Genomic DNA, 24,058 nt, shown 5'->3' on the forward strand with positions numbered 1-24,058 from the left:
CTGCACAGCAAACTCCGGGGTGCGTAGTGCGCGCATGCATAGACGCTCCCGAGCGCCCGGCAGTACCGTGGCTGTAAAGCAGCCAAGTGCTGAACCCATCCCCAACCCGAATTGCTGACGAGGGAGTCATCGTGACTGCAACTGCACAGCCCACTGTTACTGCGGAGCGCGAGAGCGAGCTGCTGGCCTCTGTTCCCACCGGACTGCTGATCAACGGCGAATGGCGCCCGTCCGCATCCGGAAAGACGTTCGACGTCGAGGACCCCGCCACGGGCAAGGTCCTGCTCAGCATCGCTGACGCGGGCGCAGAGGACGGCAGGGCTGCCCTCGACGCCGCCGCTGCCGCCCAGGACTCCTGGGCCAAGGTCCCTTCGCGTGAGCGCGGGGAAATCCTGCGCCGCGCCTTCGAGATGGTCACCGCCCGGGCCGAGGACTTCGCACTGCTGATGACCCTGGAAATGGGCAAGCCGCTGGCCGAGGCCCGCGGCGAGGTGACCTACGGTGCCGAGTTCCTGCGCTGGTTCTCCGAGGAAGCCGTCCGCGCGTTCGGCCGCTACTCCGTGTCCCCGGACGGGAAGTCCCGGCTGCTCGTGACAAAGAAGCCCGTGGGCCCGTGCCTGCTGATCACCCCGTGGAACTTCCCGCTGGCGATGGCCACCCGCAAGATTGCCCCGGCCGTCGCTGCCGGCTGCACCATGGTGCTCAAGTCGGCCAACCTGACTCCGCTGACCTCCCAGCTGTTCGCCGCCGTGATGCAGGAAGCCGGCCTGCCCGCCGGTGTGCTGAACGTTATCCCGACCTCAACGGCGGGGGCCACGACCGGTCCGCTGATCAAGGACTCCCGGCTGCGGAAACTCTCCTTCACCGGTTCCACCGAAGTGGGCCGCCGCCTGCTCTCCGACGCCTCCGAGACGGTGCTGCGAACCTCGATGGAACTCGGCGGCAACGCCCCGTTCGTGGTCTTCGAGGACGCCGACATCGATGCGGCCGTGGCCGGGGCCATGCTGGCGAAGCTGCGGAACATGGGTGAGGCCTGCACCGCGGCGAACCGGTTCATCGTGCACGAGTCCGTCGCGGACGAGTTCGCGGAGAAGTTCGCCGCGAAAATGGCGGAGATGACCACGGCGCGCGGCACCGAACCGGAGTCCAAAGTGGGCCCGCTGATCGATGCGAAGAGCCGGGACAAGGTCCATGAGCTGGTCACCGACGCCGTGAACTCCGGTGCGGTGGCCGTGGCCGGCGGCGGGCCGGTGGACGGGCCGGGCTATTTCTACCAGCCCACCATCCTCAAGGGCGTCACCGAGGGCACCCGCATCCTGTCCGAAGAGATCTTCGGGCCCGTGGCCCCGATCATCACCTTCGACAGCGAGGACGAGGCCGTCCGCCTGGCCAACAACACCGAATACGGCCTTGTGGCCTACGTCTTTACCCGCGACCTGAACCGCGGCATCCGGATGGGCGAACGCCTTGAGACCGGCATGCTGGGCCTGAACGCCGGTGTCGTGTCCAACGCGGCCGCCCCGTTCGGCGGCGTCAAGCAGTCCGGCCTGGGCCGTGAAGGCGGCCTCGAGGGTATCGAGGAATACCTCTACACCCAGTACATCGGTATCGCCGACCCCTACGCAGGCTAGCCCTGCCGCAGCCTCCGCAGGCCGTCGCGCACCGTCCGCCAGAACCGCGCGGCGGCCTGCGCCGTGATGGCGGCGCCCCGCGTTATGCCGCGGAACGGTGCGGAGGCGCTGCGCCCCCAGCGGTTCATGACCGACGGCGGCAGCCACTCAGCCCGTAACCGCCGGGCAGGCCGTGCGTGCCTCCGCAGGGATGCCTGGATCGCGGCGATCCTGTCCGCAGCGGACGGCCCCGAGGCCCCGGGAGGCACGCCGGACCCGGCGGCCGGCCGGCCATACTGCTGGCGTTCATAATCGGCGGTGAGTGACGCCACCGCGCTGGCGCCTGCGTCGTCCGGCCGGTCCGGTTCGCCAAGCGCACCCGAACCGCGAAGCCGGCTGGAGAAGTGCCGGGGAGTTTCACTGAGGCCGGGTGCCAGTCCATAGTCGGTGGCCAGGTCCCGCAGTTCGGCCCAGGCTGCGTCCGCCGTGTTGCCGCCGGCGTGTGGTGCGCCCCTGAGCCGCCGGGTCCGCAGGCCCGCGCGCAGCAGCCGTGGTGACGCAGCGATCAGGGCGAGGACCAGGATGCCTGCGCCTGCGTACAGCGGCATCGTCAGCGGATGCCCTGCTTCTCCCGCCGAGTCCAGTCCGGGCAACGGAGCCTGTGTGGCGCCCGGTGTTGCCGGCGGCGTGGCAGCGTTGGAGGGGACAAGGTCATCGTTGTTTTCGTTGGTGCTGGCACCACCCGGAGTGAAAGCCTGCGACGCGTAGTCCGGCACCACACCACGGGAAGGGGTGGGTTCAAAGGCAACCCAGCCGAGGCCCTGGAAGTAGAGCTCCGGCCACGCGTGCGCATCCCGGGAATCAACTTCGTATTCGGTCAGCGCGCCCTGACCGGGAACCGAAACCGTGGCACCTGTGGCCCGCCCCGGGGCGTACCCGACGGCAATGCGGCTGGGGATCCCTTCCAGCCGGGCCATGACCGCCATGGCCGACGCGAAATGGATGCAGTAGCCGCTCTTTTGAGTCAGGAAGTCCGCGAGGACGGAGAGCCCGTTGCCGTCGTAGCCGCCCTGGACCGGGGACTGAAGTGAGTACGTGAATTCGACCGAGCGCAGGTAGTTCTGGATGGCCATCGCCTTGGCATACGCGGTCCCGCTTCCCTCGGTCACGGTGTCGGCCGTGCTTCGCACAATGTCCGGAACGTTGTTGGGCGGCCGGATGAACTCCTCCGGGATCCCGCGTACGGGCGCCGAGGACCGGGACAGGAGCTCCGGCGTGAGTCGGGGGGAGGTGGACTGCACCAGGTACTGCTGGTTCCGCGAGTTCGTGTCCACTCCCTTGATGCTCAGCGTGGCCGGATCCCAGCTCCAGCGTCCATCCAGGCCGTTGACGGCATCCGGAGCGTACGGGACCGGCAGGTACGGGCTGGTGAAACGGCCGGTGTTGACTGCCGTCACCTGGCGTAGCTGCTCGTCAGCCAGGATCTCGTTTCCCGTGTCCATCCTCCCGACCCCCACCCGGCGGGAAGCGTCGCGGTCGTCCGGTGACCACGAGTCGCCGTCGAACCGGTCTACGGTGACGGACCGCAGGTACGGCGGCCTGCTGCCGCTGGTGGCATAGGTGATGCGCCCGTCACCGGTGGGGCTCCGCAAGCTGTTGCCCAGGCTGATCATGGGGTTCAGTCCGGTGGACGAACCCCACGGATTCAGCCGTGAACCTTGCGGGAAGGTGCCCTGGTCGAAGCCCGGAACGGCAAGGGGGAGGAGCAGCGTGATCACCAGAGCTATGCCGCCGGTGATGGCAGCGCGGCGGAACTGTCCCGGATTGCGGGCGGTGTCGGCCGGGGTGCGGTTGTCCGGGGCGAACCACTGGCTGCAGGCGAGGATCATCAGGTAGCCGGCCGCGGCAGCGGCGAATCCCCAGAGGCCCACGCTTTGCGGTTTGACCATGGCCGGCACCACCAGGATAGCCACGAGGCCCAGCCCGCTGGTTGCCGGCAGGGCCAATGGCACAGCGAGGGCATCAACCAGGATGACCACCAGCCCCAGGACCGCGCAGGTGACTAGGACTATGCCGGCGTTGGGCGCAACCGGGGAGCTTTCAGCCAGGACGGTCTCGCTGGCCCGCCGCAGGTACCTGCCGAGTTGCTCCATGGTGTCCCCGGACGGAATGAACCCGGCAATGCTGTACCTGCGGAAGAACGTGAAGGTCAGGATGAAAACGAGGGACGCGAAGCCGCCCAGCGCCACGAGGAACGGTTGCGCCCGCAGCCACCTCAGGGCCGCCATGGCCAGGGCAACAACGCAGACCGTGGTCAGCACCGGAGGGTACCAGGCCCATCCCCGCAGCACGCCGTTCAGGGAGAGGGCCGCGCCGGCGACAGCAAGGGCGACCGCGGCAGCCATGACCCACGGCTGCGCCCCGGCCCGACGCGACCGTGCGGCCGGAGTCTGTGACGGTGTAACGACTTCGGGTCTGCGGCCGGCCTCCTGGCCGGGACCGGAACGCCGTTGCGGGGTTAAGGTCATCGGGAATCTCCCGTTCCGCGGCGGACGTCTGCGGCGGCCGTGGCGGCGGCCGCATCGCGCTGGTCGAAAAAGGACCACGCCGCCGGCACTGATGTTCCGGGGGAAACGGCCACTGCCCGCCAGCCTCCCGACCTCAGCGATTCAACGGCATCCTGGCACTCGCCCGGATGGTCGGTGACGATCATCGCGAACGCGTTGGCCCCGAACCCGGCGGCGCCGGCCAGCGAGCGTGCCTCTGCCGCCTGCAGATGTCCCAGGATGGCCATGACGGGTCCGCGCTGGCGGTGTGCTGAGAGCTTGTCCATGAGCCGGTCATCGAAGGGGTGCGGCGCTGATTCGGCAGGCGCATGGTGGGCGGCATGGTGTGCGCCGGAGAGTTGAATCGCCGCCAGGCTCTCGGCGATGGACTGCAGGCCGGCGGACCCGGTGTATTCCTCGGCCTCAGGTTCGGGGGCCGAGGGCGAATGCAGGAACGCAGGCTCTCCTGCCGGATCGAGGAAGCGCAAGGCATAGTTCCGTTCCGCCAGGTGGGCGCTGACCGACATGGCGGCCGTTACCGCCCATTCGAAGGTATCGCTGGTCACCAGGTCGTGGCCGTCCTGGCCGGAGGTGGCGGAATAGGCGGCGCCCGGTCCGCGCGCAAACGCCGTCCACCGCTGGTCCAGGATGATGGTGGCCTCCGGAGTGGTCACGGATTCTTCCTGCCTCACCATCAGGGCGCCGTGCCTGGCCGTCGCGGCCCAGTGCACCCGCCGCATGGGGTCGCCATGGCGGTACTCGCGCGTCATGACGTCGTCGTCGCTGGGATTGGCCCGGATCCGCGTGGCGGTGACGCCGTCGTTGCCGCGGGCGCCGGCCAGTCCCGTCGCGGGGAGTTCGACGGCGGCGGGCGTCACCGTGAGCGTGTCGCCGTCGTCGATCGCGTGGCGGTGCAGCGAGAGGCCGAAGGGGTCGGTGAACTCCGCGGTCACCGGTCCGATAACAAACTGCCCCCGTTTCCCGGAACGGAGGTGGTACTCATAGCGGCTGGTCCCGCCGACGGCCGAGCGGGACGGAAACCTGAACGCGGGCGACTCTCCGAAGCGGGAGGGAAGGCGTTCCTCCATGACCACCTGTCCGGCAGCCACGCCGGTCCGGGCCACCGCAAGCCGAACGGTGGTTGTCGACGAAGTTTCCACGCTGGCGGGGTTGAACTCCCGGTACACCTTGAACCGGGGCTTCAGGATACGGATTCCAGCGAGGGAGACCAGCGGGAGGACTATCAGCAGGACGCCCAGCGTGAGCATGTCCCGGCGGCCCATGACCTGCGCGGCCAGCAGGGAAACCACTCCGGCAGCCAGCATCCCCCAGCCGCGTGTGCTGAAAAGATGTCCGGGGAGCCTGTCCGTGAGGGCCATCGTGGCGCCGTCGGCTAGCGGGCGGGCCGCAGGTCCGGTCCGCCGCGCGTGCCCGGCGTCCGGGACGGTGCAGCGGACATCTCCTGCGGTACCGGAAGCTTCCCGAGGATACTGCGGATGACGCTGTGCGGAGTCTCACCCGTGCTGGCCGCCTTGCGGTCAAGGATGATCCGGTGGGCAAGCACGGATTCGGCCACGCTGACGACGTCGTCGGGGAGCACGAAGTCCCGGCCCTCCAGCGCGGCGGTCGCCTTCGCTGCCCGCAGCAGCTGCAGCATAGACCGGGGACTGGCACCGAGCCGGAGCATGGCACTCTCGCGGGTGGCGCGCCCGATGGACACGGTGTACTCCTTGACTGCCTGCGACACGTAGACCCGCTGGACGGTGGCGATCATGGCCGCCACATCCGCGGAGGTGACGACGGCGGTGACCCTGGTCAGCGGCGATGTCGCCTGGTGCGTCTCCAGCATCTCGATCTCGGAGTCCTGGTCCGGATAACCCATGGAGATCCGTGCCATGAACCGGTCCCGCTGCGCTTCCGGCAGGGGATAGGTTCCTTCCATCTCAATGGGGTTCTGGGTTGCCACCACCATGAAGGGCTCATCCAGCTTGTACGAGTCCCCGTCCACGGTGACCTGGTGCTCCTCCATGCACTCCAGCAGCGCGGACTGCGTCTTGGCCGAGGCGCGGTTGATCTCGTCCCCGATGACAATATTGGCGAACACGGCGCCCGGCCTGAATTCGAACAGCCGCGAGGCCTGGTTGTAGATGGAAACGCCGGTCACATCGGAGGGAAGGAGATCAGGCGTGAACTGGATCCTGCTGACCGAACAGTCGATGGTGCGGGCGAGCGTTTTCGCGAGCAGCGTTTTGCCCACGCCCGGAACATCCTCGAGGAGCAGGTGTCCCTGGGCCAGGAGCACCGTGAGCGCCAGCTTGGCGGCCTCTGCCTTGCCGTCGATCACCGTGTTGATGGCCGACAGGATGCGCTCGCTGGCGGCATGGAAGGCCTGCGCGTCCATTGCCGGCGGCCGGCTTCCGTTCAGCTGGTTTCCCACCACTCCCGCACGTTCGGGGAAGCCCTGCTGTTCCGGGAGGGCTTCATCTACTGTGGTGCGTCTGTGGGAGTCCATCGGCAGCCTTTCAGACCTGGGGGAAGCCTGGCACGGGTTGGCAGGAAGTGCCGGCGCCCGCCGTCGGGCGTTCGCCCGTATGCCTACCAGACTACTAACACAACTGCCGGAGCTGACAGAGAGTTCCGGTATTTCCCGGCGGGATCCGGAGTGCCTGCAGGGGCCCGGGCAGGAAGCTAGGGTAGGAGGATGAACACCCCGTTGACGCCAGCCCCGTTTCGCGCGCCCGGAAGCGACGGCTCCGGCCGGCACGGCTATCCGCCCGCACCGGAGCCGCTGCCGGTCCCGGTGATGGACAACCACACGCACCTGGACTTTCCGAACAGAGACGTGACGGTGGACGTGTCCGCCGCCCTGGACGTTGCTGCCTCGGTGGGCGTGCAGGGAGCGGTGCAGGTTGGCTGCGACCTTGAGTCGTCAAGATTCACGGTGCAGGCCGTTGACCTGGACCAGCGGCTGCTCGGCGCGGTGGCTATCCACCCCAACGACGCGCCGGATTACGCCGCCCGGGGGGAGCTGGAGGATGCGCTGGCTGAGATCGAAGCTCTGGCGGCGCACCCCAGGATCCGCGCCATTGGTGAGACGGGCCTGGATTTCTTCCGTACCGAGGGGGAGGGGCTGAAACACCAGCGGTACTCGTTCCGCCGCCACATCGACATTGCCAGGCGGCTCGGCCTGACGCTGCAGATTCACGACCGTGACGCCCACGACGACGTGGTCCAGGTCCTGCGCGAAGAGGGCGCCCCGGAGCGGGTGGTGTTCCACTGTTTCTCCGGAGATGAACAGCTCGCCCGGACCTGCAATACCGAAGGCTGGTACATGTCCTTCGCCGGCACGGTGACGTTCAAGAACGCGGCCAACCTGCGCGAAGCGCTTGTGATTGCCGATCCTGCCCGGGTCCTGGTGGAAACGGACGCGCCCTTCCTGACCCCGCACCCGTTCCGCGGCCGGCCGAATGCCAGTTACCTGATCCCGCACACGGTTCGGGCCATGGCCGAGTTGACAAGCGCTGATTTGTCCGACATTTGTGCTCAAATAGCCCAAAATTCCCTGCGGGCATACGGAACCTGGGACTGACACGGGCGTCACTCAGGCGACCCTCAGGAATACCAGGTATGCACAAAATCTTGGCTGCTTTATAACGCTTCGGTTACAGTGGAAAACTATTAGCCGGGGTCGGGGAAGGCCTTCGGATAATTTCGCTCAGTTCCGGACCTGCCGAGAGGCGGGTATGCGGAGTCCTGAGCTTGGCGGCGCACACGTCTGCTGCAAACATCCGGACCATGTCCGGAGTTGCCCTGAGGGTGTTTGCGTCGGTGGGTGATGTGCGTTTTTCCCCGTGCCCGGATGGTCCTAGAGTTACGGGCAATCGTGGTCAAGTTCTTCACTTCGGACGGTAAATTCAGTTTCGTCAAGGTCGGCGCCCAGCTGGTGGTGCTCTCGGCACTCGTGCTGGGCCTGGTGGCTTTCGTCGGCAACAACAAGACAGTCACCCTGAATGTGGACGGGAAAGTCAGCTCCGTGCAGACGTTCGGCGGGACCGTGGGCCAAGTGGTCAAGAGTGCCAAGGTGGAGCTGCAGCCCGCAGACCGGGTATCCCCGGCGGCGGACGCCCGCGTGGAGGATGGCTCTGTCATCAACGTCAACCTGGCCAAAGCCGTGAAGATCAGCCTCGACGGGGCCGAGAAAACGATCAACACCACGTCCGCGAACGTCGAAGGCCTGGTCACCGAGCTTGGCGTCGCCAGTGCCTCGGAAGTCTCCGTACCCAAGGACGCCCAGCTGGCCGTCTCCGGTTCCTTCGTGGCCATCTCCACGCCCAAGACCGTCAGTATCCTGGCGGACGGCAAGGCCTCCAAGACGACCACGACGGCGGCCACCGTGGCCGAAGTCCTCAAGGACGCCGGGGTGACTGTCGGGGCCGGCGACCGCCTGTCCCAGCCCCGCAACGCGCACGTCGTCAACGACATGGCCATCAAGGTGTCCCGGGTGGATTCCTCGAAGACTGCCACCACCTCCGAAGACGTTCCCTTCGAGACCCTGAGCTCCGAAAGCGCCGAACTGTTTGTGGGCGAGAAAGAGGTCACCCAGGCGGGCGTCGCCGGCAAGGTGGACAAGAACTTCAAGCTGGTTCTGGTGGACGGCCGCGAAGCCTCACGGACCCTCGTCTCCGAGACTGTTTCCCTCCAGCCTGTGACCGAAAAGGTCCTGGTGGGGACCAAGGAAAAGCCCAAGGCCGAAGCTGCCGGCGCGAACACCGGTGCAGCGGCTCCCGCCATGATGAACGAAGCCATGTGGGACAAGATCGCGCAGTGCGAATCCACCGGTAACTGGTCCATCAACTCCGGTAACGGCTACTACGGCGGCCTGCAGTTCGACATCCAGACCTGGCTCGGCGCCGGCGGCGGGGCATATGCACCCAACGCCAGCCTCGCAACAAAAGCCCAGCAGATCGACATCGCCAACCGCGTCTACGCGCAGCGCGGCCTCCAGCCCTGGGGCTGCGGCTGGGCAGCCACCAGCTAGCAGGCACTCCAGCTGGCAGGCGCTGCGACTGACTGCTGCGGCAGCTGACCACCGCCGCGGAAGTTTGAAGGCCGGGTCCGGATTTTATCCGGACCCGGCCTTTCGCCGTCCCCGGCGGAGCTCTGCACAGGCCGCTGCAGCGCAGGCCAGCGGGAGCTTGGAGGCAACGGGATAGGATACCTAGGTGACTGAACCGACCCCCGCCGCCTCCGGCACCGCGCCCGCACCATTGTTCGGCGCCTCCGATGTCCGCCGGCTCGCCGAGGAAATCGGGGTCCGCCCCACGAAGACGCTGGGCCAGAATTTCGTGATCGACGGCAATACCATCCGCCGGATCGTGGCTGCTGCAGACATTCACGCCGATGAGACCGTCCTGGAGGTCGGACCCGGACTCGGTTCCCTGACGCTCGGACTGCTCGACGCCGCCAAAACCGTTGTCGCCGTCGAAATCGATCCCGTCCTTGCAGCCAAGCTGCCGGGCACGGTGCAGCAGTGGCGCCCCGAAGCCGCCAAAGACTTCCACCTGGTGCTGGCAGACGCCATGAAAGTGACCGAACTGCCGGCGGAGCCCACAGCCCTTGTGGCGAACCTCCCGTACAATGTGGCGGTCCCGGTGGTGCTCCACCTGCTGCAGCACTTCCCGAGCCTGCGGCACGGCCTGGTCATGGTGCAGGACGAGGTGGCGGACCGCCTGGCGGCCGGCCCCGGATCCAAGACGTATGGCGTGCCGTCAGTGAAGGCAGCCTGGTACAGCAGCATGCGCAAGGCGGGCGTGATCGGGATGAACGTCTTCTGGCCGGCACCCAAGATCCATTCGGGGCTCGTGGCCTTCACCCGCCGTGAGCCGCCGGTGACTTCGGCGACCCGCGAACAAGTCTTCGCCGTGATTGATGCCGCCTTTGCCCAGCGCCGGAAGACCCTGCGGGCCGCCCTGGCCGGGTGGGCCGGAAGCGCGGCGGAAGCCGAACGCTGCCTGCTCGCGGCGGGCGTCGATCCCACCGCCCGCGGCGAAGTGATCGACATCGCAGCCTTCGCACGCATTGCCGAAGCCCGCCAGGCCTCGCAGGGTTGAGGTCCGGGGCCACCGCCGCCTTCGGCGTCTCCCGGGAGTCGCATGCTTGGAGCCTGATGCCGCCATGCCATAGCTTGGACTCATGAACGCAGTGAGAGGGCGCTTTGCCGCGAGGACGGTCCGGGTCAAGGCTCCCGGCAAAATCAACGTCTCGCTGGATGTGGGCCCGCTGCGTGAGGACGGCTACCATTCCGTCGCCAGTGTCTACCTGGCGGTGTCCCTCTACGAGGAAGTGGCCGCCACCAGTACCGGCACAGAAGGCATCACGGTCAGCATCAGTCCGGCCAGCACGCTGGACCTGGCAGACGTTGACATCCCGCTCGACGAACGGAACCTCGCGTACAAGGCGGCCGCCATCATGGCCGACGTGTCCGAACACTCCACCGGCGTCCACTTGGAAATCACCAAGCGGGTCCCGGTGGCCGGCGGCATGGGCGGGGGCTCAGCCGACGCGGCAGCCACGCTGCTGGCCTGCGACGCCCTCTGGAACAGCGGGCTGTCCCGCGATGAGCTCGCCCACCTGGCCGCAGAACTCGGCGCCGACGTCCCGTTCTCCCTGCTTGGCGGCACGGCAGTCGGGCTGGGTGTGGGCGACGAGCTGTCGCCCGCGCTGGCCAAAGCGCAAATGGACTGGGTCCTGGTCACCGCTGACTACGGGCTGTCAACACCGGAGGTGTTCCGGACCCTGGACCGGCTCCGGCTTGCAGAAGGCGTCGCCGTGGAGGAACCCACCGCCGTGGATCCGAAGATCCTGCAGGCGCTGCGCAGCGGCGATGCGGATGCGCTCAGCCGGGTCCTGGTCAACGACCTCCAAAGGGCCTCCATTGAGCTGGCGCCGGGCCTCCGGGATACCCTTGGACTTGGCGAATCGTGCGGAGCCATCGCCGGTCTTGTGTCAGGCTCCGGCCCCACGGTGGCCCTGCTGACGCACAATCCCGCGGCGGCTGCCGGCCTCGCCGAGGAACTCAGCCATCATGGCCTGAATGCCCTCGCCGTCCACGGGCCGGTGCCCGGGGCGCGCATCATCTCCGATACGCTCCTTTAGTACTTCCGACTCCGGTCGCCCCCTTATGTTCAACGAATTTCCACCGAAGAAAGCAGTTCCCAGTGGCTCACCTGCTCGGCGGCGAGAACCTCACGGTCTCGTATGCAACCCGCACCGTCCTCGACGGCGTTACCCTCGGCCTTGAAGAGGGTGACCGGATCGGCATGGTGGGCCGCAACGGCGACGGCAAGTCCACCCTCATGCGCCTTCTGGCGATGCGCTCCACGCCGGATTCGGGACGGGTGACCAAGCGCAGCGAGGTCAACATCGGCTACCTGGACCAGAGCGATGTGCTCGACGGCGACCTGACGGTCGGCGCCGCCATCGTCGGCGACCAAGCCGACTACGAGTGGGCCCGCAACCCGCAGATCCGCGAGGTCATGGGCGGACTGGTGTCCGACGTCGACTGGCACGCCAACGTGCACGCGCTCTCCGGCGGCCAGAAACGGCGCGTGGCCCTGGCGAAGCTGCTGATCGAAGACCATGACGTGATCATGCTCGATGAGCCCACCAACCACCTCGACGTCGAAGGCGTCGCCTGGCTGTCACGCCACCTGAAGACCCGCTGGCGGGCCAACCAGGGCGCGTTCCTGGTGGTCACCCACGACCGCTGGTTCCTCGATGAAGTCTGCAACAAGACCTGGGAAATCCACGACGGCATCATGGACCCGTTCGAGGGCGGCTACGCGGCCTACGTCCTGGCCCGCGCCGAACGTGACCGCTCGGCCTCGGTCATGGAAAGCAAGCGCCAGCAGCTCGTCAAAAAGGAACTCGCCTGGCTGCGCCGCGGCGCCCCGGCCCGGACGGCCAAGCCAAAGTTCCGCATCGAGGCAGCCAACGCGCTGATTGCCGATGTCCCGGAGCCCCGCGACTCGATGGCGCTCAGCAAGATGGCGACGGCGCGCCTTGGCAAGGACGTGCTGGACCTGGAGCACGTTTCCCTGGACTTCCGCGGCGGCGAGCCAGGGCAGAAGCTCTTCGACAACATCACCCTCCGCCTTGCGCCGGGGGAGCGGCTGGGACTGGTCGGCGTCAACGGCGCCGGCAAGACCACCCTGCTCAAGCTGCTCAACGGCGAAATCGAGCCCACCTCCGGCAAGGTCAAGCGCGGCAAGACGGTTGTCACCGCCGTGCTGACCCAGGAGGTCAAGGAACTCGACGACGTCAAGGACCTGCGCGTCATCGAAGTGATTGAGCGCGAAAAGCGGTCCTTCAACGTCGGCGGCAAGGAATTCAGTGCAGGACAGCTCGTGGAACAGCTGGGCTTCACCAACGAGAAGCAGTGGACACCGGTCAAGGACCTCTCCGGTGGCGAACGCCGCCGGCTCCAGCTTCTGCGCCTCCTTGTCGGTGAGCCGAACGTGCTGATGCTCGACGAGCCCACCAACGACCTCGACACGGACACCCTCGCCGCCGTCGAAGATGTCCTGGATGGCTGGCCGGGCACGCTCGTTGTGGTGAGCCACGACCGCTACCTGCTGGAGCGCGTCACGGACCACCAGATGGCGCTGTTGGGCGACGGCAAGATCCGCGCCCTGCCCCGCGGCGTGGACCAGTACTTGGAACTGCGCGAAGGCGCGCTGGCCGGCTCCACGATCACCGGCGGCGGCAACCCCGTGATCGGTGCCAGCGGCAGCGCGGCCCCCGCGGCCGCAGGCCCCTCGGAGGCCGAGAAGCGGGACGCCCGCAAGGCGAAGAACCGCATCGACCGCCAGCTGGGCAAGCTGACCCAGCAGGAAGAAAAGATCCACGCCCAGATGGTCAAGAGCACGGCCGACAACGACTTCGACGCCATGGCCGAGCTCAACAAAAAGCTCAAGGCCCTGGCCGAAGAACGCGAAGCCCTGGAACTCGAATGGCTCGAAGCCTTGGAAGTCCTCGGCGAATAGGTATCCCGGAACTATCGGCAATAGCGGAGCGGGGGACCTTCGCGTAGTCGCGCATCGCGGCGCATCGTGGCGTGAAGGTCGCCCAGCGACCGAAGCGTCACCTATGCGTCGTGTCTAAGCGACGGCGAAGGGCACCTGCGCCGCGAAGGTGCGCACTAAGCCTCGCTGCGGAGTTCCGGTTCCTTCTGCAGGCCGGTGAGGCCGTTCCAGGCGAGGTTCACCAGGTGCGCGGCCACGGCACGCTTGTCCGGGGTGCGGCTGTCCTGCCACCACTGCCCGGTCATCGCCACCATTCCCACCAGCATCTGGGCGTACATTGCGCCGTCGGCGGCGCTGAAGCCGCGGCGGGCGAATTCGTCGGACAGGATGTGCTCCACCCGGGCGGTGACGTGCGAGAGCAGGGTGGAGAAAGCGCCTTCGGGCTGGGACGGCGGGGCGTCGCGCATCAGGATCCGGAAGCCGTCGGTGCGGTCCTCGATGTAGGTCAGCAGCGCCAGCGCGGCCCGCTCCACCTGGACCCGTGGCTTGGCTTCGTCCGTGAGGGCGTCGTTGATTGCTGCCAGCAGGATCCGGAACTCATGCTCCACCACCTGGGTGTACAGGCCTTCCTTGGACCCGAAGTGCTCGTAGATCACAGGCTTCGACACTCCGGCAGCAGCGGCAATCTCTTCGATCGTGGTGCCGTCCAGGCCCCGGATCGCGAAAAGCCCGCGTCCGATTTCGATCAGCTGTGAGCGCCGCTGCGCCCCGGTCATGCGGAGCCGGGGCACGTATCCGGGGGCCCTGACGGGCCTGCCTGGATGGTTTCCGGCACCCTGGGGTGCACCGTTGATCTTGCTCACCGTCCCATCATGCCTTAAGGGGAATGCCTTGGCAGGAGCGCACCGAGTCGCACGCGTGCCGACCTTCGTGGCAGAATTGGTTCTCGTGCCGCCGGGCCATGGCCCGGGCACGGTCCGCTCTGGTGTAATGGCAGCACCCCGGCCTTTGGAGCCGTGGAGTATAGGTTCGAATCCTATGGGCGGAACTGCCGCTGTTGACGGGTGACGTATCCGGAACAGGCCGGCAAGGTGTGAAAGTGCGCGCAACTGAGATCCACCAAGCAAGGAGAGCCTGTACGTGAGCCCCGAGACAACCGGCCCCGCCGCCGTCATCGTCCTAGCTGCAGGTGCCGGTACCCGGATGAAATCGCGTACCCCCAAGATCCTCCACGAAATCGGCGGACTGTCGCTGGTGGGCCATGCCCTGCGCGCCGCCCGCACCATCGATCCCCGGCAGTTGGCCATTGTGGTCCGGCACGAGCGCGACCTCGTCGCAGCGCACGTGTCCTCGCTCGATCCTGCAGCCCTGATCGTTGACCAGGATGACGTGCCCGGCACCGGCCGCGCGGTGCAAGCAGCGGTGGAAGCCCTCGACGCCGGCGGCCCGCTCAGCGGCACCGTGGTGGTCACATACGGCGACGTCCCCCTTCTCTCGGCGGAACTGCTTGCCGAGCTCGTCCTGATCCACGAACACGAACGCAACGCCGTCACCGTCCTGACCGCTGTCCTGGACGATGCTGCCGGTTATGGGCGCATCCTCCGCGCCGCCGACGGCACCGTCACCGGCATCCGCGAACATAAGGACGCCTCGGACGAGGAACGTGAAATCCGCGAAATCAATTCGGGGATCTACGCGTTTGACGCCGCTGTCCTGCGCGACGCGTTGGCTCATGTCACCACGGACAACGCGCAGGGCGAGATGTACCTCACCGACGTCCTGGGGCTTGCCCGTTCGGCCGGAGGGCGCGTGGCCGCCGTGGTCACCACCGACCGCTGGCAGGTGGAAGGCGCCAACGACCGCGTCCAGCTCTCCGCGCTGGGAGCCGAACACAACCGCCGCACTGTCGAAGCCTGGATGCGTGCGGGCGTCACGGTAGTGGACCCTTCCACCACCTGGATCGACTCCACGGTGACGCTGGCAGAGGACGTCCGGATCCTGCCCAATACCCAGCTGCACGGCGCAACGACCGTGGCGCGGGACGCCGTCGTCGGCCCCGACACCACGCTGACCGACGTCGCTGTGGGCGAGAGCGCCAAGGTGACCCGGACGCACGGATCCGGCGCCACGATCGGGGCCAACGCCAGCGTCGGGCCGTTTACCTACCTCCGCCCGGGAACGGTGCTGGGCGAGACCGGGAAGATCGGTGCCTTCTACGAGACCAAAAACGTGAGGATCGGCCGCGGTTCGAAGCTGTCGCACCTGGGCTACGCCGGCGACGCGGAGATCGGCGAGGACACCAACATCGGCTGTGGCAACATCACAGCCAATTACGACGGCGAGAACAAGCACCGCACGGTGATCGGCTCGGGCGTGCGCACGGGTTCCAATACCGTTTTCGTTGCTCCGGTCCAGGTGGGCGACGGCGCCTACAGCGGCGCCGGGGCAGTGATCCGCCAGGACGTGCCCGCCGGCGCCCTGGCCATTTCGGTGGCCAGGCAGCGGAACTCGGAGGGCTGGGTCGTCTCGCACCGGCCGGGCTCCATCTCAGCAGTACTGGCCGAAGCCGCGGGGGCAACGGCGCCGGTCAGCGAAACGGCAGCGGCTCAGCCGTCCCAGGTTTCTCCAAGTACCCCGGCATCTACAGAAGAAGGCAAGCAATCATGACCGAAATTACGGCACGCGGCGAGAAGAAACTGGTTCTCGCCGCTGGGCGGGCACACCCCGAGCTTGCACGGGAGATCGCCAAGGAGCTGGGTACGGAACTGCTGCCGGTGGATGCCTACGATTTTGCCAACGGGGAAATCTACGTGCGCGCCGGGGAAAGCGTCCGCGGCACCGACGCCTTCGTGATCCAGGCGCACCCCGCGCCGCTGAACAACCACCTGATGGAACAGCTGATCATGATTGATTCGCTGAAGCGGGCGTCCGCCAAGCGCATCACCGTGGTTTCGCCGTTCTACCCGTATTCCCGCCAGGACAAGAAGGGCCGCGGCCGCGAGCCGATTTCGGCCCGTCTGGTGGCCGACCTGTACAAGACCGCCGGTGCGGATCGCATCATGAGCGTTGACCTGCACACGTCACAGATCCAGGGATTCTTCGACGGCCCCGTGGACCACCTCATGGCCATCCCGCTGCTGGCTGACTACATCCGCACCCGGGTGGCAGCGGACAACATCACCGTGGTCTCGCCGGACACGGGCCGCGTCCGTGTGGCCGAGCAGTGGGCAGAGCGCCTCGGCGGGGCCCCGTTGGCCTTCGTCCATAAGAGCCGTGACCTCACGGTTCCCAACCAGGCTGTCTCCAAGACCGTCGTGGGCCAGATTGAGGGCCGCACCTGCGTCCTGATCGACGACATGATCGACACCGGCGGAACCATCTCCGGCGCTGTCCAGGTGCTGAAGAACGCCGGTGCCAAGGACGTCATCATCGCGGCGACCCATGCTGTCTTCTCCGACCCGGCGGCCCGCCGGCTGGCCGAGTCCGGCGCCCGCGAAGTGGTGGTCACCGACACCCTGCCCATTTCGGCCGACAAGCGCTTCCCGCAGCTGACAGTGCTGTCCATCGCACCGTTGATTGCACGCGCCATCCGCGAAGTGTTCGACGACGGCTCCGTCACCAGCCTTTTCGACGGTAACGCCTAAGGGCCCTGACCTCAGCCCGCCGGCGTCGGGCTCCGTTTTCAGTAACGGGGCCCGACGCTGGTAAGCTGGTCCACGATACCTTGGCGAGGGAGAGCAGTCTCCGTTATCGACTGGGTCTGAATCTCCCTTCTTGAAGGGCCGGCCACGGGCCGCCCCGGCGTTGAAGGTCGCAAACAGACCTCCGCCCTTGCTGAACACCGTTTAGATTCAAGGAGATATTCATGTCTGAGCAGAAGCTCGCAGCAGAAGTACGCACCGAATTCGGCAAGGGTTTCGCACGCCGCGCCCGCATGGCCAACCTCATTCCGGCTGTCATCTACGGCCACGGCGCAGACCCGATCCACATCACCCTTCCGGCCAAGGCCACCACGCTGGCCGTCCGCGTGCCCAACGCCCTGCTCTCCCTCGACATCAACGGCGAAGGCCACCTGGCCATCGTCAAGGACGTCCAGCGCGACCCGATCAAGCAGATCGTTGAGCACATCGACCTCCTCACCGTCCGCAAGGGCGAGAAAGTCACCGTGGACGTTCCCGTGCACGTGACCGGTGAGCTTGCTCCGGGCAACGTCTACAACCAGGAAATGACTGTTGTTTCCCTCGAGGCCGAGGCGACGCACCTGCCCACCGCCGTCGAGGTCAGCATCGAAGGCCGCGCAGCCGGCGAGCACATCCACGCCTCCGACCTGGTCCTGCCGAAGGGCTCCGTCCTGCTGGCTGACCCGGAATCCCTGGTCGTCAACATCTCCGAGGCCACCGAGGTCACCGAGGAAGAGGCTTCCGAGGAAGCAACCTCCGGGGCCACCGAGGCCGCAGCCGAGTAATTCGGCAACCGGTTCAGCAGTGGCCGGGTCCCCGTCGGGGCCCGGCCACTGCCGTGTTAAAAGCCCGTTTGGATTAACCCTAGGATTGACGCATGACTGACACCTGGCTGATCGTAGGCCTTGGCAACCCCGGCACCGAATACAGCAACAACCGGCACAACGTCGGCCAGATGGTGCTCGATGAACTGGCCCGCCGGGTGGGCGGCAGTTTCAAAGTGCACAGGGCACGCGCCCACGTGCTGGAGGGCCGCCTCGGCATCGGGGGCCCCCGCATCGTCCTGGCCAAGCCGATGAGCTACATGAACGTCTCGGGGGGACCGGTATCCGCGCTGGCGAAGTTCTACGACATCGATCCGGAACACGTCGTCGCGGTCCATGACGAAATCGACATACCCTTTAACACCGTCAAACTAAAGATCGGCGGAGGCGAGGGGGGACACAACGGCCTGCGGGACATTTCAAAAGCCCTGGCCACCAAGGAATACCTGCGGGTCCGCGTCGGCGTGGGCCGTCCGCCGGGACGGATGGACACCGCCGACTTCGTCCTGAAGGACTTCTCCACCGTCGAAAAGAAGGAGCTCCCTTTCCTGCTGGATGACGCCGCCGATGCGGTGGAGGCAGTGGTCAAGGACGGACTCGCGTCCGCACAGCAGAAATTTCACACGGCACTTCAGTAACGTTGTCCCAAAACCGCTGTGAGAGGGTAACCTGCGGGTGGGGGACTGGTCACGGTAGGTGCAGTGGAATTGGTTAACCAATTGCATAAATGCGGCCTAATTGTTTAGCCATACCTGCTATGGTAATTTTCACATTCAAGGCCTTGTTGCCTCGTTTGGCGGCATCGGAAAACTGAACACCCGACGGCTCAGCCAAGTCGCATCAGCTCGAGCCACGAAGGTAGCGTGATCGATCGTGCATGCATCACCAGGCTCTGAACATGGGGGGCTGCTGGAGACTGAACGCCGGGGCATGGGAGCCTCAGAGCGTCGTAAGTGGTCGTCTCTGGTCAGGCAGGACCTTCAGGCGTCCGTTGTATCGAGCCTTGGCGACAACGATCTTCACGGCGTCGTTGTCGTAGGTGCGCAGGGCGTCGGCAAGTCCACGTTTGCACGTGCGGTGGAATCCCAGCTGGTGGGGAAGATGCATGTCATCCACTTGCATGGAACAACCACGGATCCCGCCATTCCCTTTGGCCAACTCGCGTTTCTTGTGGCCAGGCTTCCCGGGCATGTGCTGGAATCGCCCGGCGAAATTGTCCACGGTATTTCCAGGCTCATCCGTGAGGATGCCGCCGGACGTCCGGTTCTGGTGGTGCTCGAGGACCTGCCGGCCATCGACAGCATGAGCACCGCTGTCCTCATGCACCTCATCCTGAGCGGCGCCGCGAAGCTCATGGTGACTGTCCGGAACGTCACGGACATGCCGGAAGACCTGATCAGGCTCCTTCGCAACAATTCACTCGAGGAAGTCCGGCTGGAGGTTTTCACCCGGCCGGAAGTGAGCAAATTGCTTGCCGGAGTCCTCGGGCGCCCTGTGACCGCCACCGCGGGCAGTTCCCTCTACGCCGCGAGTGGCGGAAACCCGCTGGTTCTGCAGGCAATTGTTATTGAGCAACTTCGTTCGGGCAACCTCCACCTTGCCGGAAAAGTCTGGGCGCTCCGCGGCGGTATCAACCTCGCGGAAGCCGACGCCCTGGTGGACCTGGTTCGGTCCAGGCTGGCACGTGAGACCCCCAAGGTCAGAGAGGGACTGGAGTGGCTGGCCCTGATCCGCCGGGTCCCTTTGTTCGTCCTGCTCGATGTCCTGGACCCGGCAGTTGTTGCGGACCTTGAAAAGGCCGGTTACCTGCAGGTGGGTGAGACGGGCCGCCGCTGGGTGAGCCTGAAAGATGAGTACGTGGGCGAAGTGATCCGGGGCTGGATGGACCTGCCGCGGCGCAAGGAGCTCCACCAGCTCGTGGCGAGGGTTGTGGGAGCAACCCCGGCAGAGATGGATGTCGAAGAGCTCCTCGGTTATGTGGCCTGGACACTTGACTGCGGTGAACCCGTGGAGCCGGCGTTTGCGCTGGCCGCGGCCGCTGCGGCGAACCGCCTGTTCGATCCGGTGTTCGCACTGGAGGCCCTGTCGCAGATCCACGTCGGAGACCCGCATTGGGCTGAGGCAGCCCGGCAGCGTGCGGCCGCCTACATGACCCTGGCTGAACATGAACCGGCAGTGGCAGTCCTGGAGGAAGTCACGCCCGAACAGTTGTCTGAGCTTCCCGCGACCGCGTACGCGGGGTACGTGCAGGACTTTTGCAGTGCGCTGCTCTGGGTCCACGGCGGATACACCCGGATCGCGGGCATCCTTTCGGCCGCCCGGCAGGAGCTGGCACGGCGGGAGAGGACATCCATCGGCAATGAAACGCCGGCCGACTTTGCCCGCGCGCATGAGCTGATCAGGCTCGCCGAATTCGAGCAGATGATCCACCAGGGCGACTATGAAGCCGTTGCCGAGGACCTCGAGCGGGCCTACAAGGAAGACGGCGATCCGCTGTATGTCCTCAACTGCGCCTGCCTGCTGACCATGGCCTGGGCAGTCCTGGGCAGGGAAGCGGATGCCATTGCCCTGGCGGCCGGGATTGAGCACCGCATGGAGCAGTCCCACGTGGCGCCCGGGATGCTGGGCTGGAAGGCTGAAGGCCTGTTTGCTGCCCTGCTCTGCAGCGGCCAGTGGGAGGACTGCGTCCGGATACTCACTGAAGCCCTGGACCAGAAACCCAAAATCATGCAGTATCTCGGCGGGGCGGCCGAACTCGCGCTGGGTGTGGCCTATACCTATGCCGGCCGGGCCGACCTCGCCATCGACACACTGCTGGGTGCCCAGGCCCAGCTGGAAATCAGGAGAAGTTATTACGGACCGGCGCTGGCCTGCTCCGCGCTGGCCTTCGCCTATGCCCAGGCCGGCGATATCCAGGAATCCCGAAACTTCCTTGACCTGGCTGCCCAGGAGGAACAGCACGTCGCCTGGTTCACCTCCTGGATGGCTGACTTCTGCGTGCGGATGGCCAAGCGGTGGCTCAAGGATCCGGGCGCCAAGCAGAAGCTGATCGAGTCCGCCCACGAGGATATTTCCAAGGGGCGGACAACCACTGCCTCCATCAGCCTGTTCGGTGCTACCGTGCATGGAACGGAGGAAGAACTGGTCCTGCTGACCGAGGTTTCCTCCCGCCGGCAAGGGAAAATGGCCACCGTCAATCGGCTGGTCGGGGAGGGGAGCAGGAAGAAGGACTCCAAGGTCCTGCTTGAGGCGGCGGCACTGGCCCACGAACTCCACCTCGACGCGGTGGAATCCAGGTGCGTGGTGCTGGCGCTGGACATCGCGAGGGAAAAGGGGGACTCCCAATCCGCACGGGCAGCCCAGCATCGTCTGGACCGCCTCGTGGAGACGCTCCCTGTGCTGCCGCTGATGCCGCACACGGTGGGACCGGAACTGACAGAACGGGAACGGCAGGTTGCCAGGATGGCCAGCCAGGGATTGAGCAACAAGGAAGTCGCCAACCGGCTGCAGCTTTCCATACGTACAGTGGAAGGCCATCTCTACCAGATCTTCACGAAAATGGGGATTTCATCGAGGAGTGAGCTTGAAGGATCCGCTCAAGTCTGACGGGAAGGCTTCGGGGCGGTCGCGCGCCGGGACCCGGCGCCAGAATGCTGATGAACCCTGGATCGACCGGGGGGACATGTTGTCGGCAGTCACAGATGCCCTTGCGTCTGATGACTGTTGGGCAGTGTTCGTGGTGGGCGACGCCGGGCTGGGAGCGTCGTCGCTGTTGGCGCAATTGAACAACTCCGGAAACGGCCGGCAGGCCGTCATGACTGTCCACGGAAGCCCCTCACTTTCACCGGTTCCGTACGGGGCGTTGTCCCCCTACCTGGCTGACCTCTCCGTTGAGGACGTCACATCCAAGGTGGCCGTCCTGCGGGCGCTGTGGGCGCACCTCGAAAAGGTCAGGAAGAGCCCGGGACCCGCGCTGTTGCTGGTCGACGACGCCCACGACCTCGACACCGCCACGGCCGAGATGATTGCTGAACTTGTCCAGGCCGGCTGGGCCAAACTCGTGGCCACCTGCATTCCGCGGCCCGGCATACCGCAGCCGCTGCTCCGGCTCTGGCATGACGGTACTGCCGAACGGTTCGATATTGCCCCGCTGACCATGGAACAGGGACATCGTCTCTGCGAAGCGTTGCTCCAGGGCAAAGTCCTCAACAGCACGTCGCGTGAATACTGGCAGGAGGCGGGAGGGAACACCTTGCTTCTTAAGACGCTGGTCCGCGAGGCCCAGCGTTCCGGCGACCTGATCCAGCGCAACGGCGTGTGGCTCAATGCGGGCTCGTCCCACGTCCGCACCCTGGAGCTCACCGCCGTCGTCAAGGTCCAGCTGATGCGTATTTCGGCCGACGGCCGGGAAGCACTGAACCTCATCGCGCTGGCGGAACCCGTGGACAGAACGCTCGTAGGGGAGATCGCGGGCGAGCCTGCCGTCAAGGAACTGCTGGACCAGCGGCTCGTCGTCCAATCGGTGGACAGCGAGCCGACGCTCCGGCTGGTCAGCCCGGTCTACGGGGAGGTCCTGCGCCGGATCGTTCCCGCCGCCCGAAGCCTGCAGCTGCACAAGGAACTCGTGTCCCGGATGGAAATCTCTGTCGACAAGCCGGAGTCGCTGCTTCGGATAGTTTCCTGGTCCCTGGACTGCGGGGCAGAAGTGCCGGGCCGCCTGCTGATCCGGGCGGCTGTTCTGGCGTGCAAGCTCTTCCAGAGTGAAGCGGCCCTGCGCATCGCCTGGGCCGTGCGGGACCCCGAACTGCAACAGACTGCGCGGGCCGTGATGGCCCGCTCGCACTATAACCTCGGACACTACGACGAAGCTGCCGCCCTTCTGAACGTCAACGTGGACACCGGAAACGGTCTGGTGCATATGGCCGTGAACAGCCTTTTGAGGTCCGCCACCCGGACCGCACTCGGGCACCCCGCCTCGGATATCGCAGAGGATGCCCGCCGCCTCCGGCAGTGGGGCCAGGAAGAGGCTGCGGCCAAGCCTGCGGACTCGGCGGCCATCCTCAAGGTCACGGCGCGCCGGGCGTCCCTGGTGGAACTCATGGCGTATTCGCTCTCCGGCGATTACCGGCAGATGGGTCCCCGGCTGGATGAGTTACTCGAAGCCGGCGGGTGGGCCGGGGAACCCGACGGAGCCCTCACCAGGTCCATGGCGCTGGCACTGCAGGCCGAGCGGCTGTGCGCGCTGGGATATCCCCTTCAGGGGCGCCAACTTGCCATGGAGGCCTACGGCCAGGCCCAGCCTCCCGACAACGACATCTTCTTCCTCCCCGAGTTCATCGTTGTCCGACTTGTCGCCTGCGATCTGGCCGCCGGTGAGTGGGCCGAGGCGCAACAGCTCCTGGACGGCTATGCGGAGACATCCTTCGGATCCGCCATGGTTTCATTCAGCGGCGCCGCCTACGTGGTGATGGGCTACATTGCCGTGCGTCAGGGAAAGCTCGCCGATGCCCTGGAGCTACTGACCACCGGGCTCGAGGCCCTCCGCGACAGTGATCCCCAGCAGATGTTCCGGTTCTGCGCGTCCATGGCCTTCTACGTGGCGGCCGCCCAGGGCCTCAAAACGGAGGCCGACAGGCTGAGGTCTGACTACGAGGCCTGGGGCGAGCGCGGCATGCACCTGGTCACAGCTTTTGCCCGGGATTTCCTGGCCGCCGGTGAGGAACACCTGGCGGGGGACGGATCCGGCCTCGCGGCCCTGCACCGGAGTGCTGAGGAAGCGGCGGAACAGAATGCCGTCTTCCTGGAGCTGAACGCCCTCGCCATGGCCCTCGGTCTTGGCGACACCACCAGGCTGGAGCGGCTGCGGGAGCTTGCCGGTTCAGCGGAAGGAACCTGGGCGGCGGCGCTGGCGGAGTACTGTGCGGCCTTCTCGAGTGGCAGCGCTGAACTCTACCTCCGTGCCGGGGACGCCCTCTGCACTGCCTCGGCGTTCCAGCTGGCCTCTGATGCGTATGCGGCGGCGCTGTCCTCATTGGACCGGAGCCGCAACCGGGAGCTGGCTGCCTTGGCACGCGCCGGCGTCGCGCGGTGTAACGAAGAGCTGGGCCACGCGGGCACCGAAGCCCAGCCGGACACGGTGGCTCCCATCCTGACCAAGCGTGAGCGGAACATTGTTGGACTGGCGGCAACGGGACTCAGCGACCGGATGATCGCGGACAAGCTGCAAATCTCGGTCCGTACGGTGGAGGGCCACCTTTACCGTTGCTACCTGAAGCTCGGGATTGCAGGACGTGATGAACTGGCCGCGGCGGCAGGACTCGCAGAGGACCCGGGAGTGCAGGCCAAGAAAGCACCCGGGACGTGAGTACCTGGCCG

Annotated in this window: 16 protein-coding genes and 1 tRNA gene; 13 read left to right on the top strand and 4 right to left on the bottom strand. The window is 66.3% G+C overall.

Annotated features, from left to right (window positions below; genetic code table 11):
• Nucleotides 1-131: 131 nt before the first annotated feature.
• Nucleotides 132-1,631: an NAD-dependent succinate-semialdehyde dehydrogenase gene (locus tag Q8Z05_RS13890; RefSeq protein WP_305940201.1), complete on the top strand. Its 1,500-nt coding sequence runs from the start codon at nucleotides 132-134 to the stop codon at nucleotides 1,629-1,631.
• On the opposite strand, the gene Q8Z05_RS13895 is transcribed toward Q8Z05_RS13890, so the two are convergent.
• The 3 genes from Q8Z05_RS13895 to Q8Z05_RS13905 are packed head-to-tail and all read right to left on the bottom strand — an operon-like array spanning nucleotide 1,628 to nucleotide 6,668.
• Nucleotides 1,628-4,138, bottom strand: a complete 2,511-nt coding sequence (locus tag Q8Z05_RS13895; protein ID WP_305940202.1) for a transglutaminaseTgpA domain-containing protein — start codon at nucleotides 4,136-4,138, stop codon at nucleotides 1,628-1,630. The two genes, Q8Z05_RS13890 and Q8Z05_RS13895, sit on opposite strands and share 4 nt — an antisense overlap.
• Nucleotides 4,135-5,535: a DUF58 domain-containing protein gene (locus Q8Z05_RS13900; RefSeq protein ID WP_305940203.1), complete on the bottom strand. Its 1,401-nt coding sequence runs from the start codon at nucleotides 5,533-5,535 to the stop codon at nucleotides 4,135-4,137. The genes Q8Z05_RS13895 and Q8Z05_RS13900 overlap by 4 nt, the downstream gene beginning before the upstream one ends.
• A 14-nt stretch (nucleotides 5,536-5,549) precedes the next feature.
• On the bottom strand, nucleotides 5,550-6,668 hold the full coding sequence (locus Q8Z05_RS13905; protein WP_305940204.1) for an AAA family ATPase: 1,119 nt from the start codon (nucleotides 6,666-6,668) through the stop codon (nucleotides 5,550-5,552).
• A gap of 189 nt (nucleotides 6,669-6,857) precedes the next feature.
• Between Q8Z05_RS13905 and Q8Z05_RS13910 the strand changes: the two genes are divergently transcribed.
• From Q8Z05_RS13910 to Q8Z05_RS13930, 5 genes are all read left to right on the top strand, one after another.
• Complete coding sequence (locus Q8Z05_RS13910; RefSeq protein ID WP_305940205.1) at nucleotides 6,858-7,745, top strand: TatD family hydrolase; 888 nt, start codon at nucleotides 6,858-6,860, stop codon at nucleotides 7,743-7,745.
• A 270-nt stretch (nucleotides 7,746-8,015) separates the two neighbouring features.
• Nucleotides 8,016-9,194 carry a resuscitation-promoting factor gene (locus Q8Z05_RS13915; RefSeq protein ID WP_305940206.1) on the top strand — a complete coding sequence of 393 codons (1,179 nt, stop codon included), beginning with the start codon at nucleotides 8,016-8,018 and terminating at the stop codon, nucleotides 9,192-9,194.
• A 184-nt stretch (nucleotides 9,195-9,378) separates the two neighbouring features.
• On the top strand, nucleotides 9,379-10,266 hold the full coding sequence (rsmA, locus tag Q8Z05_RS13920; protein WP_305940207.1) for a 16S rRNA (adenine(1518)-N(6)/adenine(1519)-N(6))-dimethyltransferase RsmA: 888 nt from the start codon (nucleotides 9,379-9,381) through the stop codon (nucleotides 10,264-10,266).
• An 82-nt stretch (nucleotides 10,267-10,348) separates the two neighbouring features.
• A complete protein-coding gene (locus tag Q8Z05_RS13925; protein ID WP_305940208.1) occupies nucleotides 10,349-11,311 on the top strand; it encodes a 4-(cytidine 5'-diphospho)-2-C-methyl-D-erythritol kinase in 963 nt (320 codons plus the stop codon).
• Between the two features lie 62 nt (nucleotides 11,312-11,373).
• The gene (locus Q8Z05_RS13930; RefSeq protein WP_305940209.1) at nucleotides 11,374-13,200 is read left to right on the top strand and encodes an ABC-F family ATP-binding cassette domain-containing protein; all 1,827 of its coding nucleotides are present in this window, start codon (nucleotides 11,374-11,376) and stop codon (nucleotides 13,198-13,200) included.
• A gap of 155 nt (nucleotides 13,201-13,355) precedes the next feature.
• Here the strand turns inward: Q8Z05_RS13930 and Q8Z05_RS13935 are convergent, their stop codons facing one another.
• A complete protein-coding gene (locus Q8Z05_RS13935; protein WP_305943572.1) occupies nucleotides 13,356-13,955 on the bottom strand; it encodes a TetR/AcrR family transcriptional regulator in 600 nt (199 codons plus the stop codon).
• A 200-nt stretch (nucleotides 13,956-14,155) separates the two neighbouring features.
• Between Q8Z05_RS13935 and Q8Z05_RS13940 the strand changes: the two genes are divergently transcribed.
• From Q8Z05_RS13940 to Q8Z05_RS13970, 7 genes are all read left to right on the top strand, one after another.
• Nucleotides 14,156-14,227: transfer RNA gene (locus tag Q8Z05_RS13940), tRNA-Gln, on the top strand.
• A 92-nt stretch (nucleotides 14,228-14,319) separates the two neighbouring features.
• Complete coding sequence (gene glmU / locus Q8Z05_RS13945; RefSeq protein WP_305940210.1) at nucleotides 14,320-15,846, top strand: bifunctional UDP-N-acetylglucosamine diphosphorylase/glucosamine-1-phosphate N-acetyltransferase GlmU; 1,527 nt, start codon at nucleotides 14,320-14,322, stop codon at nucleotides 15,844-15,846.
• Complete coding sequence (locus tag Q8Z05_RS13950; protein ID WP_305940211.1) at nucleotides 15,843-16,823, top strand: ribose-phosphate diphosphokinase; 981 nt, start codon at nucleotides 15,843-15,845, stop codon at nucleotides 16,821-16,823. The genes glmU and Q8Z05_RS13950 overlap by 4 nt, the downstream gene beginning before the upstream one ends.
• Before the next feature lie 221 nt (nucleotides 16,824-17,044).
• Nucleotides 17,045-17,644 carry a 50S ribosomal protein L25/general stress protein Ctc gene (locus Q8Z05_RS13955; protein WP_305940212.1) on the top strand — a complete coding sequence of 200 codons (600 nt, stop codon included), beginning with the start codon at nucleotides 17,045-17,047 and terminating at the stop codon, nucleotides 17,642-17,644.
• Nucleotides 17,645-17,736: 92 nt separating this feature from the next.
• The gene (gene pth / locus Q8Z05_RS13960; protein WP_305940213.1) at nucleotides 17,737-18,321 is read left to right on the top strand and encodes an aminoacyl-tRNA hydrolase; all 585 of its coding nucleotides are present in this window, start codon (nucleotides 17,737-17,739) and stop codon (nucleotides 18,319-18,321) included.
• A 292-nt stretch (nucleotides 18,322-18,613) separates the two neighbouring features.
• Nucleotides 18,614-21,289, top strand: coding sequence for a helix-turn-helix transcriptional regulator (locus Q8Z05_RS13965; protein WP_305940214.1), 2,676 nt, complete (start codon nucleotides 18,614-18,616; stop codon nucleotides 21,287-21,289).
• A gap of 124 nt (nucleotides 21,290-21,413) precedes the next feature.
• On the top strand, nucleotides 21,414-24,047 hold the full coding sequence (locus tag Q8Z05_RS13970) for a helix-turn-helix domain-containing protein (RefSeq protein WP_305940215.1): 2,634 nt from the start codon (nucleotides 21,414-21,416) through the stop codon (nucleotides 24,045-24,047).
• The last annotated feature ends 11 nt before the right edge of the window (nucleotides 24,048-24,058 follow it).

Origin of the sequence: Arthrobacter oryzae (assembly GCF_030718995.1) — a bacterium.
GTDB classification, from domain to species: domain Bacteria; phylum Actinomycetota; class Actinomycetes; order Actinomycetales; family Micrococcaceae; genus Arthrobacter; species Arthrobacter oryzae_C.